This window comes from Agromyces sp. CCNWLW203, assembly GCF_036576125.1.
Classification (GTDB): domain Bacteria; phylum Actinomycetota; class Actinomycetes; order Actinomycetales; family Microbacteriaceae; genus Agromyces.
Genome location: NZ_JAZHYX010000001.1, coordinates 563,455 through 575,551, shown reverse-complemented (window position 1 = coordinate 575,551; position 12,097 = coordinate 563,455). Strand labels below are relative to the sequence as shown.

Genomic DNA, 12,097 nt, shown 5'->3' with positions numbered 1-12,097 from the left:
CCTACTCTTGCACGACCGACTCGGGCTGGGCGGTGGGAGCTGCTGCTTCCGGCAGTCCGACCGCTGCGCCGATCACCCGGATGCGGTCGAGCTGCTGCGCCACCGCGTTGCCATTCACATCCACCGCGCGCACCTCGACGTCCCACACGCCGGGCCGAAGCCGCATCGGCTCGGTGTATGCGGTCCACTCGCCGCGCTGTGTGCGGTATTCGACGAATGCCACGCCGGCGGAGTCATCCGTCACGTTCAGCACCAGGTGCGCAGGTGAACGGTACGCGCCTGCAGGTGCGGACTCCCCATCGACCGACGCCGAGATCACCGGAGCCACCGTGTCATCGAGCGACTCGGCGGCGGCATCCGACACCCGGAACTCGCCGTTCTGCACAGCCCAGAGTGACAGCACCGACCACGCGGCATGCATCGCGACCCATTCCTCGCGGCCGTTGTAATTGTCGTCATCGGAGGCGAGGTACGTGCGGCCGTCGGTCGATCGCGCCTGCATCGCGAGGGCGTCGCCGCCGTGCAACTCGAGCCAGTAGCGGCCATCGCGGCTCGCCTCCTGATCGACGCCGAACGCCGCCGAGATGGCGTCGACCGCGACGAACTGCAGCCGCCGCGAGGAACCCCAGTCGGTGCCCTCGGGGTAATAGACGGAGCCCGAACCCTCGCGGTAGATCGTGCCGCCGGGCGCCTCGTAGGGCGGCATCGGATAGTCACGGTCGACGAAGTTGCCGTAGAGCAGCTCCATGTTGTGCAGCGCTGCCACAGGCGTCGGGCGGCCGGCGAGGGTCGACGTCGCGCCGGCGTAGAGCTGCTGCACCATGGTCGCCATGTAGTCGGGGTGGAGCAGGTTGTGGTTGAAGGCCCGGCCGTCCTCCTCGACGTTCCAGCCGTCGATCCACTCGTCGAGCGGCCGGCCGTTGATCGGTGTGGCATCCTGCACGTCGCTCGGTTTCGCGTGCGCCGAGAGCAGCAGCTCGACGTTCTTCGTCATCCAGGCGTCGTGGCGAGGGTGTTCGGGGAACATCGCCGTCGCCACCTGCAGCAGCATCGAGTTCCAGGAATTCTCCTCGGCCTTGGTATCGCCGGGGGAGAGCACGGTGCCGTCGGCGGCGGTCCAGTACGGCACCGTGTAGTCGATGAACCGGTCGGCTTCGGTCTCGACCATGAGTCCGACCAGTCGCTGATCCTCCGCGCCGAGATCGTCCCACAACAGCCAGGCAGCCTGCCCGGCGAGCGCCGCCCACAGCGCGCCCTGCCACGACGTACTGCCGCTCCATCCGCCGCGGGTGTTCGCGTAGTGCGCCTTCGCGAGCGAGCCGATCAGCCGCACCGTCTTCGCGCGCGCCTCCTCCTCGCTGACCCCGGTCACCGACGCGTCGTACGTTCCCGTGACGAGGGCGGTCGCGAGGGCGTCCGCCTCGGCTGCGACGGGCCGGATCTGATGCTCCCCGGTGCCTCCGAACGTCAGGTAGCCGGATGCCTGCGTGCCGAACTTGTTCTTCCACCAGGTGGTGAGGGCGTACTCGTTCGAGTTCCGCAGGATCTCGCCGGCTACGGCGGCGACGCCGGCGAGCGGCGCGTCATCGAGCGCGTCCCAATCGATCGGCACCACTGATGCGTCGGGCTGCGGTGGCGGTGGCGGTGGCGTGCCGTCATGCAGCAGCGTGAAGTGCTCGAATCGCGCAGGGATCGCCGGGGCCCCGTTCGAGCCGGCCATCGCGAAGAGACCGACCTTCAGGAACTGCCCCGCCGCGAGGGGCGTGCCGATCTGGTTCCATGTCGCGCCGTTATCGGCGGAGTAGTGCGCGGTGATCTGCGTTCCGTCGCTCACGACCTTCAGCGAGTAGTGCGTGGGCCACTGGGCGATCGGTTTATCGATCGGCGATGGCACGGAAGGCGTGCCGCCCACCTCCCGCAGGAAGAACAGTCGGCCGAGCCCGTTCGCGCGCCCCGAGAAGGCGAGGGACGCGTAGTTCGAGTCGTCGGTGTAGAGGATCAGGCCCGCCTGCTGGCAGCACGCCGTCGGCGCGAAGTCGATCGTCGTCGAGGCCTCCCAGCTACCCCAGCCAGGGGCATCCTGCAGCACCAGGTTCTTCGCGGTGTTCGTGCCACCATAGAGGTCGCCCGCGAGCCCGGTGATGGTGAGGGCGCCGCCGCCCACGCTGAGGGCCGAATCGACAGGGCGCACACGCTGCCACTTCGCGACATCGAGCGCCTCGCCGTCGAAGGTGTCGCTGCCCGCGAGCGGCACCAGCGGTGGGGCATCCGCGGCCGCTGCGGGCGTCAGCCCGGACGCGAGCAGTGCCGCCGTCGCTATCGCAGCCATCGCCGACCAAATCGTTGCTCGGCCGCCAGGTGTCCTCGTCATCGAGTGTCTCCCGTCACGTCATTATGAACTGGGCGCGAGACTATCGATGATCGGGACGCCGCCGGCCTGTGATCATCGGGAGGCGTCGGGTGATCATCGGATGCGGCTGTGTGCATGCCGTTTGGTCACGGAGCGGTGCTGCTGCCTGGTCGGGCCCGAGGCATCGCCAACTATCGCTGCGGAAGGTTCAGGTCGTCGGGGTCGACGTCGACATCGCCCGCATCGTCGGGCCCGCCCGTTCCCGGAACGGCGCGCACGTCGTCGGGATCGATGTCGTCGTCGAGCTCGGCGGGGTCGACGTCGCTCTGCTTCGCCGCCGTCTCGGCCTCGCTCGACGGGCTGTAGGCGACATCCTTCCGCGTCTGCTCGCTGTCGTTCAGTGGCGCGGGCTCGGACTTCGTGCCTTCCGGATTCTCCGGCGCCTGGTTCTCGTCGTTGACTCGCATGCCGGCAGGCTACGCCGGCGTCGTCCGTGTGGGCAGTGGCTTGACAGGCGAGAGGGCGTCGAGCAGGCTGCCGCCGTCACAATCGCGCGAGGCCGCTGCCGATGATGAACACGCCGACCATCAGCAGGATGAGGGCGGTCACGACGCGGTTGTTGCGGCTCAGCCACTCCTTCGTCGCCACGAGCTTCGGCTGCATTCCCTTCGCATCGACGAGCGTCGCGATGACCGGCACGCCGACGGTCGATGCCCCGATGATCGTGTAGACGAGGATCACGATCGCGGCCTCGGCAGCCGACAGCCCCGCGCCCCGCACGGCCAGGCCCGCGGCGAGTGCGAGCAGGATCTCTTTGGGGCGGATGTTCAGCGCCACCCCGAGCCCGAACGCGCTCCACGGGCCGATCGAGTCCAACTTGCCGAGCCAGGCGGGCATGCCCTCGACCGGATTCTTGCGGGCCCGGCGCCACGAGACGATGCCGATGACGATGAGCGCGGCACCGACGAGCATCTCGGCGACGCCGACCGCGGTGTCGGGCTGCCGCGATGAACGAGGCGTCGGCACCGCCTGCGTCGAGATCGTGCAGATGAAGACCAGCGCCGCCATGCCGAGCACCCACCCGATGAGGTACGGCGCAGCCGACTCGCGCTTCGGCGAGAGCAGGATCACGATCGTCGCCATGAGCGGCACCGAGCTGAGCGCGACCGCGAGCGCGATCGGAAGGATGTGCCCTATCGCCTGCAGCAACGGCCGCACCCCCTGACTGGTGGCAATCGGCGACGCTCGCAGCGCCGCTGACCACACGATATCGGAGGCGACCGGCTGCAGCGCCGAGAGTTCAGAGCTCAGGGCTCAAAGCTCAGGCGGCGAACGCGTACGCGTCGACGACGACGAGCCCCGATGCCGCGAGCGCCGCCGACGTCGGCCGGTCATGGTCGTGATCGCGCGGGCAGCTGCAGCGCACCGGCATCCGCCCGCCGTCGACGGAGGTCACGAACTCGACGTGCTCGACCGGACCCTGCTGCTTGCGCCTACCCCACATGTTTCTGCCCCCTTCACTGAAGAGACGCCGGAGGCGCCGATTCATGACGCGGAGCGGCTCAGCTGCGTTCTCACAGCCAGAAGGTCTACCCTGAAGCGTGACTGCTGACGAAGCTCCGGTCGAGGTGGAGGCTCCTACTGAGCCCGCCGCGACGACATTCTCCGACCTCGGGCTCGAAGGTGCTGTGCTGAAGGCGCTCTCCGATGTCGGCTACGAGACCCCCTCCGCCATTCAGGCCGCGACGATTCCGTCCCTCCTCGCCGGACGCGACGTGGTGGGCCTGGCCCAGACCGGCACCGGCAAGACGGCCGCGTTCGCGCTGCCGATCCTCGCCCGCCTCGACCTCTCCCAGAAGACCCCGCAGGCCCTCGTGCTCGCCCCGACCCGCGAGCTCGCGCTGCAGGTCTGCGAGGCGTTCGAGAAGTACGCCTCACACCTGAAGGGCGTGCACATCCTGCCCGTCTACGGCGGTCAGGGCTACGGCGTGCAGCTCTCGGCGCTGCGCCGCGGCGTGCACATCGTGGTCGGCACACCCGGCCGCATCATGGACCACCTCGAGAAGCGCACGCTCGATCTCTCGGAGCTCAAGTACCTCGTGCTCGACGAGGCCGACGAGATGCTGAAGATGGGCTTCGCCGAAGACGTCGAGACGATCCTCGCTGACACTCCCGACACCAAGCAGGTCGCCCTGTTCTCGGCGACCATGCCCGCGGCGATCCGCCGCATGTCGAAGCAGTACCTGCACGACCCCGAAGAGATCACGGTCAAGACGAAGACGCAGACCTCGGCCACGATCTCGCAGCGCTACCTGGTGGTGTCGTACCAGCAGAAGGTCGACGCCCTCACGCGCATCCTCGAGGTCGAGAACTTCGAGGGCATGATCGTCTTCGTGCGCACGAAGAGCGTCACCGAGGAGCTCGCCGAGAAGCTCCGTGCCCGCGGATACTCCGCCGCCGCGATCAACGGCGACATCGCCCAGGTGCAGCGCGAGCGCACGGTCAACCAGTTGAAGTCGGGCAAGCTCGACATCCTGGTCGCCACGGATGTCGCGGCTCGCGGCCTCGACGTCGAGCGCATCAGCCACGTGGTGAACTTCGACATCCCGACCGACAGCGAGCCCTACGTGCACCGCATCGGCCGCACGGGCCGCGCCGGCCGCACCGGCGACGCCATCAGCTTCGTCACGCCGCGCGAGCGCAGCCTCCTCGCCCGCATCGAGAAGGCCACGCGCCAGCCGATCGTGCAGATGCAGCTGCCGAGCGTCGACGACGTCAACGTCACGCGCCTCGCGCGCTTCGACGACCGCATCACCGCTGCACTCGGCCAGAACGAGCGCATCGACGGCTTCCGCGACATCATCGCCCACTACGTGCGCAACCACGACGTGCCCGAAGCGGATGTCGCTGCGGCTCTCGCCGTCGTCGCGCAGGGCGAGGCCCCGCTGCTGCTGGAGCCCGAGGCCGAGCGTCGACGTGCCGACCGTGAGTGGGCGGATCGCCCGGCCCGCGGCGACAAGCCCGAGCGCGGCGACCGGAGCAGCCGCGGCGACCGCGATCGCGGTGATCGCTTCGATCGCGGCGGCGACCGGGGCGACCGGCCCGAGCGACGCCAGCGCCCGAGCAGCGGCCCGATGGCGACCTACCGCATCGCGGTCGGCAAGCGCCACAAGGTCGAGCCGCGCCAGATCGTCGGCGCACTCGCGAACGAGGGCGGCCTCAGCCGTGAAGACTTCGGCGCGATCCAGATCCGGCCCGAGTTCTCGCTCGTCGAGCTGCCGGCAGACCTGCCCAGGGAGACGCTCGAGAAGCTCGACGGCACCCGCATCTCGGGCCGGCTCATCGAGCTGCGTCCCGACCGTGGCGGTCCGACGCGCCGGCCGAACGACCGCGACCGGGGTCGCGACGCCGGCCGTGACGGCGATGGCGGCGGCGACACGTCGTACCGGAAGCCGCGTCACAAGGGCTGATCCGGCAGATGGCGACGCCGACGGCCGCGCCCCGCGGCATCCGGGTGCGAAGCATGCTGGCCTCGGCCGTCGCTCTCGCGCTCGGGCTCGGCCTGCAGCTCCTCGATCGCACGCCGCTCATCGACGTGCTCGGCAGCGTCGTCTACATCGTGTTCGTCGCCTGCCTGCTGCGTGCGATCTGGCCGCCGCTCGGCGCCGTGGGCAGCGCGGCGACGGCGTTCGGGTTCGCGACGGCGCTCGAGCTGCTGCAGCTGACCGCGCTGCCGCAGCTCGTAGTCGACGCCGTTCCGCCGTCGCGCCTGCTGCTCGGCAGCGCGTTCGACCTGATCGACGTGTTCGCCTACGCGGGCGGCGCGGTGCTCGCGATCGTCGTGCAGGTGGTGCTGATCGGCGCCGCGCGCGTCGCCGCTGCGCCGGCCGCCGATCGGTGATCACCGGCTGCCGACTGCTCGCCCCGTCTCGATTCGACCGGCTCGGTTGGGTACTGTCGTTGACGGATCGTTCCATCGAACGCGACGGAGAGGCAGGTGAACATGTCCGAACACGATGAGCCGGGCGACACTCCGCGCCGCCCTCGCGGGCGACGTGCGGCACCCGCCTCGCGCGTCGGCGCGCTGCTCGAACCCGTGCTGCCGTATGTCGCGGCCTCGGTCGCGTGGCTCACTCGTCATCGGCTCGGCGCCGTGATCGCGATCACGAGTCTCGCCGTCGTCGGCATGGGTGCAGCGGGCATCGCTCTCATGCAGTCCTCCGTCGGCGGGGCGCCCGGCAACGAGGCGTCGACGTCGATCGACGAACCTCGACCGACCTCGACGACGCCTGCAGCGCCCAGCCACTACGGCCCGGTGCTGCCGACCCCGGCCCCGCCGAAGCCGATCGCGACGCCGACGCCGACGCCTGCGCCCGACGAGATCGTCGAGCCCCCGGCCGACGACGACGGGCTCACGGAACCGACGGCGACGCCCGAGGAGCCCGATGACCACCCCGGGCAGGGCAAGGGGCCGAAGAAGCCCAGGGGATGACGCGTCCGAAGACCGTCAGAGCCACCGCTTGAACTTGAAGACCGTGTAGAGGCCGACGCCGAACATCACCATCGCCGCGAGCGCGAGCGGGTATCCCCACTCCCAGTGGGTCTCGGGCATGAAGTCGAAGTTCATGCCGTACACCGTGCCGATCAGGGTCGGCGCGAAGATGATCGCCGCCCACGACGAGATCTTCTTGATCTCGTCGTTCTGCTTGAGGCTCGTGTCGGTCTGTCGGCGGGCCACGAGGGCAGAGTGCACCGTGAGGGCGTTGTCGAGGATGGCGCGGAACGACCCCACCCGCTCGTTGATGCGGATGGCGTGGTCGAGCACATCGCGGAGCGACCGCTGCAGCTCGACGTCGACGCGGTACTTCTCGGAGCCGCGGCGCAGCCATTCGAGCATCGCCGCGAGCGGCTGCACGGCGCGCTGGAAGTTGATGACCTCGCGCGAGAGCTCGTAGATGCGCCGCGAGAGCGCATCGTCGTCGCTGTCGCCGAAGAGCTGGTCCTCGATCTCGTCGATGTCGTTCTCGAGACCGGCGACGACCGGCTCGTACTCGTCGACGACCTCGTCGAGGATCGCGTAGAGCACCGCCTCGGGACCCATCGCGAGCAGCTCGGGGCTCGACTCCATGCGGCGGCGCACGGCCGCGAGGTCGGGCGACTCGGCGTGGCGGATCGTGACGACGAAGTCGGGGCCGACGAACAGGTGCAGTTCGCCGAACTCGACCGTCTCGAGCTCGTCGCGATACCGCGCGGGCCGCAGCACCGCGAAGAGGGTGTCGCCGTAGCGTTCGAGCTTCGACCGCTGGTGACCCGTCAGCGCGTCTTCGACGGCGAGCGGGTGCAGGTCGAACTCGCGCGCGACCGAGGAGATTTCGCGCGGACTCGGCCGGTACAGCCCGATCCAGGCGAGGCCGTCATGGTCGTCCATGAGGCGGTAGGTGTCGTCGAGGTTCGTGGGCGTCTCGACGCGACGGCCGTCGACGTAGACGCCGTTGTCGACCAGAGGTGACATGAGCGATCCGTTCTCGCAGGGCGCGCGGCAGCGCGCCGGGGTTCGGCAGGTGAGCGGATGTCGCCGCCAGCCGGCTGCGGATCGGGAACGTGTTCGTGCGCGGGCGAGCAGAGGCTCAGCGCGTGCGGGAACGGCGAGACGACGCGGCAGCGGTGGCGGCGTCGGTACTATGATCGGCCATCGCCCTCACCGCCTCTCGTCTGAGGGGCCGCTCGCATGCAGCCCGAGGGCAGAGTCTAGCCCACGCGCCCGAAGCGCCGGGTCGCGCGGTCGATCGCCGCGACGACGGTCAGCCCGGCCGTGCGCACCGGCCGAGGGAGCGGCAGTCGCGCAGCCGCGGCGCGGGCACGGCCGAATCGGCCGGTGCGCCGAACCTCCCGGCGCACGGCGGCGCGGTGCAGCTCCCGCGCCCAGAGGCGGGTCACCCGCTCCTCGTCGAACCGGCGGGCCGTGCGCACCGCAGACGAGCGCATGCGGGCGACGCGTCGCGGCGGCATCCGCTGCAGTCGAACGATCGCGTCGGCGAGGCCCTCGACGTCGCCGGGCGGCACGAGGAAGCCGTTGCGTCCGTCGCGGATGAGGTCGGCGGGGCCATAGGGGATGTCGTACGCGATCGGCAGGCAACCGGCGGCCATCGCCTCGACGAGCACGAGCGGAAATCCCTCGGAGTGCGAGGTGAGCAGCAGGAATGATGCGTCGGCGAGGCACTGCCGCGCGTCGGGGTCGAAACCGTGGAACTCGACGGCCGTTGCATCGGTGACGCGTCGTTCGAGCGCCGGCCGGCTCTCGCCGTCGCCGTAGACGTCGAGGTGCACGGCGACGCCGGGGCGCGCATTCGCCCCCTGCGCGGCCGCGATCGCATGCGACACGCGCTTGCGGCGGGTGAGGGCCGCGAGCACGACACCGCGCGCGGGGTCACGCGGCCCTGGCGCAGCTCGCGACGGCTCGGGCGCCGGGAGCGGGCGCGGATTCGGGATCACGACGAGGTGGTCGCGGCGCCCGACGATCTGCTCGAGGTCGTCGCGCTGGCGCCGCGAGAGCACCGCCACGAGATCGAAGTCGTCGAGCCGTTCGAGCGCCTCGCGCCGGGAGCGACGGATCGGGTGCGGATCGGTCGCGGGCGCGGCTGCCGGTGCAGTCGCGGACGTCGCCGTCGTCGCGGACGTCGCCGTCGACCGGTGCGAGGCGTGCACGACGTGCGCCGTGACGACGTGCGGTCGCCGGTAGTCGAGCATGAGCGGTGCCATCGTCTTGCTGTCGATGATGATGAAGCTCGGCTCGCCGGCGGTGAGTGCGTCGAGCCAGGCCCGGTAGAGGCTTCGCATGCGACGCCACGACCGCACCGGCCTGCCGTTCGCATCGCACAGCACGACCGATCGTCCGCCGATCGTGCCGCGCTGCCGGGTGTCGCGCCGGTCGCTGAGGAGCAGGGTGCCGTCGGCTCGGTAGTGGTCGGTCTGCAGCGTCTCGCCGTCGGCAGCGAGCCGCGCTCGGCTCATCACGAGGTCCCCGCGTCGGCGAACCTCGATCGCCTCCGTCGCCTCCGTCGCGTCTTCGAGCGCGAGCGGGGTGAATGCGTCACGGTCGATCTGCAGCGAGCCACCGGGCAGCGGATGCCTCCGAAGCCAGTCGTACAGGTTCGTGATGCGAACCCCGGCCGCCAGTACCCCGCGCTCGCGCAGCATCCGCTCGACGTCGGGGGTGTCAGGCCGGGCATCGAAGGTCAGCACGTCGACCTCGACGCCCGCGACCCGCCTGAACGCGCCGCATCTGCGGAGCATGGCGTCGGTCATGCCGCCGAAGGAATCGGGAATCGACCAGGTGAGCGCGAAGTGCCGGCCCTCGGGCAGACGCACTCGACTCATCCGTCAAGCCTACGTGCGGGACCTCGTCGGTTGAGGAGCGAGCGAAGCGAGTGTCTCGAAACCGGGTTGCTCGGGGTGGGTTTCGAGACGGCCGCGGGCGGCCTCCTCAACCCGCTCGACGGCGGCCTCCTCAACCCGCGGTGACGCCGTCGAGGAACTCGAGGGTCTCGACGAGCGCCGCTTGGGCCTCTTCGTAGTCCAGATGGAACTGGTACTCGTGCGGCAGCGCCGGCTCGTGGTCGGCGGGCCAGATCAGCGAGGTGACGTCGACGCCGAGCTCGTCCAGACGCGCTTCCATCGGCAGGGACTGGATCCAGGTCAATGCGTCGCCGTTGCCACCCGAGATGTAGGTGGCCGGAAAGTCCTCCGTCACGAAGTCGATCGTCGACATCGTGGTGCCCGACGACTTCTGCGACCAGTCCTGCGTGCCAGTGTATCCCCAGAGGGCGATCTTCAGGCCCCACGCGCCGATGCCGGTGAGCTCCGACATCGCGTCGAGATCGTAGACGCCGCAATTCAGCACGACGCCCACGAGTTGGTCGGCGTCGAGCGCCGGGTCGATGCTCATGAGCCGGGCGTAGTCGGGATTCGTCGTGAGCGCGGCGAGCTGGCTCGCGAGCTGGGCGCCCGCGGAATCACCGGCCAGCACGATGCGGTCGGGGTCGATGCGGAACTCCTCGGCGCGGTCGTCGAGGGTCGCGAGCGCGTCGTTCAGCTGGTGCACGGCCGTCGGATAGGTGCCCTCGGGCCCGAGCGTGTAGTTCAGGCCCACCGTCGTGTAGCCCTCGGCGGCGAGAATGCGCAGGTACGGGTCGACGTTCGTCGAATCGCCCGCGATCCAGGCGCCGCCGTGCACCCACACGATCGTGGGCAGCGGCTCGACGTCGCCATCGTCGGGCGAGAACACGTCGAAGGTCATTCCCGCGTCGTCGGCGGCATTGCCGTCGACCGGCACGGCCAGCGTCTCGGTGAGGGGCGCATCGGTGACGTACTTCTCCATCTCGGCCGCGGTGTCGGTGCCGCCCTTCTCGAACACCGCCCGGATCACCATGGCCGACGGCCACGGCGTGAGCGTCACCAGCCAGGTGATCAGGAAGCCGACGACGGCGACGACGACCACCGTGCCGATGAACCGGCGCTGCCGCCGGCTCAGCCACAGCTCGTTGCCCCACGACGGCAGCGCATTGCGTTCGTGCTTCGACGACACTCGTTCCCCCTCGGACCTCGTTCTCGGACATCCTGTCGGAGATTCGGCGGCCGAGCGGCGGGACGCACCGGGCACCCGGCGGGTCGGGCTTCGACACAGGCCGCGTTCATGCGCCGTTCAGACGGGCATGGTCGGCTAGTGTCCATGCCAGACGCCCGAGGTTGCGCGTCTCCACCGATCGATGGGACCAATCGTGACGAGCCGTACGGCCGAATACCCCCGGCCGGACCACTTCCTGCTCCACATCAGCGACACGCACGTGCTCGCCGGCGGCGGCAGGCTGTACGACCGGGTCGCGAGCGAGCGGCACCTGGCGACCCTCTTCGAGGAGTTCGAGGCATCCGGCGGCCGGCCCGAGGCGATCGTCTTCACCGGTGACCTCGCCGACAAGGGCGAGCCCGACGCCTACGACCGCATCCGCCGCATCGTCGACCCCGTCGCCGAGCGGCTCGGGTCGCAGGTGATCTGGGTCATGGGCAACCACGACGAGCGGGGTGCGTTCCGGAGGGGACTCCTCGGCGAGCGGGGCGTGAGCGCCGAGGGCGGGGTGCGCCCGGTCGACCGGGTCGACGACGTCAACGGCCTGCGCGTCATCACGCTCGACTCGACGGTGCCCGGCCACCACCACGGCGAGATCGCGCCCGAACAGCTCGACTGGCTCGCCGAAGAGCTCTCGATGCCGGCGCCCCACGGCACGATCCTCGCCATGCACCACCCGCCCGTGCCGAGCGTGCTCGATCTCGCCGTCGCGGTCGAGCTGCGCGATCAGGGCGGGCTCGCGGAGGTCGTCGAGGGCAGCGACATCCGCTCGATCATCGCCGGTCATCTGCACTACTCGTCGACCGCGACGTTCGCGGGCGTGCCGGTGTCGGTCGCCTCGGCCAGCTGTTACACCCAAGACCTCAACGTGCCCGTCGGCGGTACGCGCGGCCGCGACGGTGCACGCGCCTTCAACCTCGTGCACGTGTACCCGACGACGGTGCTGCACTCGGTCGTGCCGCTCGGCTCGTACGCCGCGCTCGACTGGATCGACGCCGAGGAGAGCGCGCGGCGCCTCGCGGCCTCGGGCATCGGCATCGCGGATGCCGCGAGCCCGCCGGTGCCCAAGGATCCTCCGTTCACCATGCCCGTTCCGGTGCTCGCGGGCTGAGTTCATCCGCGCG

General features: G+C 70.1%; 11 protein-coding genes. 4 read left to right on the top strand and 7 right to left on the bottom strand.

From position 1 onward, the window contains the following. Position 1 precedes the first annotated feature (1 nt). The 4 genes from VPH61_RS02595 to VPH61_RS02580 all read right to left on the bottom strand — a co-directional run bounded on the left by VPH61_RS02595 (position 2) and on the right by VPH61_RS02580 (position 3,854). Positions 2-2,329: a hypothetical protein gene (locus VPH61_RS02595; protein ID WP_332061959.1), complete on the bottom strand. Its 2,328-nt coding sequence runs from the start codon at positions 2,327-2,329 to the stop codon at positions 2-4. A gap of 212 nt (positions 2,330-2,541) precedes the next feature. Further along, positions 2,542-2,817, bottom strand: a complete 276-nt coding sequence (locus VPH61_RS02590; protein ID WP_332061958.1) for a hypothetical protein — start codon at positions 2,815-2,817, stop codon at positions 2,542-2,544. Between the two features lie 76 nt (positions 2,818-2,893). Then, positions 2,894-3,559 carry a GAP family protein gene (locus VPH61_RS02585; RefSeq protein WP_332061957.1) on the bottom strand — a complete coding sequence of 222 codons (666 nt, stop codon included), beginning with the start codon at positions 3,557-3,559 and terminating at the stop codon, positions 2,894-2,896. A 112-nt stretch (positions 3,560-3,671) separates the two neighbouring features. Next, positions 3,672-3,854: a hypothetical protein gene (locus VPH61_RS02580; protein ID WP_332061956.1), complete on the bottom strand. Its 183-nt coding sequence runs from the start codon at positions 3,852-3,854 to the stop codon at positions 3,672-3,674. Positions 3,855-3,951: 97 nt separating this feature from the next. Here VPH61_RS02580 and VPH61_RS02575 point away from each other — a divergent pair, with 97 nt between their 5' ends. The 3 genes from VPH61_RS02575 (at position 3,952) to VPH61_RS02565 (ending at position 6,842) form a co-directional block, all read left to right on the top strand. Continuing rightward, positions 3,952-5,820 (top strand): DEAD/DEAH box helicase, encoded by a 1,869-nt coding sequence (locus VPH61_RS02575; protein WP_332061955.1) that lies wholly within the window; start codon positions 3,952-3,954, stop codon positions 5,818-5,820. 8 nt (positions 5,821-5,828) lie between these two features. Further along, the gene (locus tag VPH61_RS02570) at positions 5,829-6,251 is read left to right on the top strand and encodes a DUF2809 domain-containing protein (protein WP_332061954.1); all 423 of its coding nucleotides are present in this window, start codon (positions 5,829-5,831) and stop codon (positions 6,249-6,251) included. 102 nt (positions 6,252-6,353) lie between these two features. Next, positions 6,354-6,842, top strand: coding sequence for a hypothetical protein (locus VPH61_RS02565; protein ID WP_332061953.1), 489 nt, complete (start codon positions 6,354-6,356; stop codon positions 6,840-6,842). Positions 6,843-6,857: 15 nt separating this feature from the next. Here the strand turns inward: VPH61_RS02565 and VPH61_RS02560 are convergent, their stop codons facing one another. The 3 genes from VPH61_RS02560 to VPH61_RS02550 form a co-directional block, all read right to left on the bottom strand. Then, a complete protein-coding gene (locus tag VPH61_RS02560; RefSeq protein WP_332061952.1) occupies positions 6,858-7,862 on the bottom strand; it encodes a magnesium and cobalt transport protein CorA in 1,005 nt (334 codons plus the stop codon). A 236-nt stretch (positions 7,863-8,098) separates the two neighbouring features. After that, complete coding sequence (locus VPH61_RS02555; RefSeq protein ID WP_332061951.1) at positions 8,099-9,727, bottom strand: glycosyltransferase; 1,629 nt, start codon at positions 9,725-9,727, stop codon at positions 8,099-8,101. Between the two features lie 130 nt (positions 9,728-9,857). Next, entirely contained in the window at positions 9,858-10,934 is a 1,077-nt protein-coding gene (locus VPH61_RS02550) for an alpha/beta hydrolase (protein WP_332061950.1), read from the bottom strand. 193 nt (positions 10,935-11,127) lie between these two features. On the opposite strand from VPH61_RS02550, the gene VPH61_RS02545 reads away from it, so the two are divergent. Further along, positions 11,128-12,084 (top strand): phosphodiesterase, encoded by a 957-nt coding sequence (locus tag VPH61_RS02545; RefSeq protein WP_332061949.1) that lies wholly within the window; start codon positions 11,128-11,130, stop codon positions 12,082-12,084. Positions 12,085-12,097: the final 13 nt, after the last annotated feature.

What these genes read in the sequence shown, in the direction of transcription:
- VPH61_RS02590 (WP_332061958.1), bottom strand. Translation starts at nt 2,817, where the DNA reads ATGCGAGTCAACGACGAGAACCAGGCGCCGGAGAATCCGGAAGGCACG.
- VPH61_RS02580 (WP_332061956.1), bottom strand. Translation starts at nt 3,854, where the DNA reads ATGTGGGGTAGGCGCAAGCAGCAGGGTCCGGTCGAGCACGTCGAGTTC.
- VPH61_RS02555 (WP_332061951.1), bottom strand. Translation starts at nt 9,727, where the DNA reads ATGAGTCGAGTGCGTCTGCCCGAGGGCCGGCACTTCGCGCTCACCTGG.
- VPH61_RS02595 (WP_332061959.1), bottom strand. Translation starts at nt 2,329, where the DNA reads ATGGCTGCGATAGCGACGGCGGCACTGCTCGCGTCCGGGCTGACGCCC.
- VPH61_RS02570 (WP_332061954.1), top strand. Translation starts at nt 5,829, where the DNA reads ATGGCGACGCCGACGGCCGCGCCCCGCGGCATCCGGGTGCGAAGCATG.
- VPH61_RS02560 (WP_332061952.1), bottom strand. Translation starts at nt 7,862, where the DNA reads ATGTCACCTCTGGTCGACAACGGCGTCTACGTCGACGGCCGTCGCGTC.
- VPH61_RS02565 (WP_332061953.1), top strand. Translation starts at nt 6,354, where the DNA reads ATGTCCGAACACGATGAGCCGGGCGACACTCCGCGCCGCCCTCGCGGG.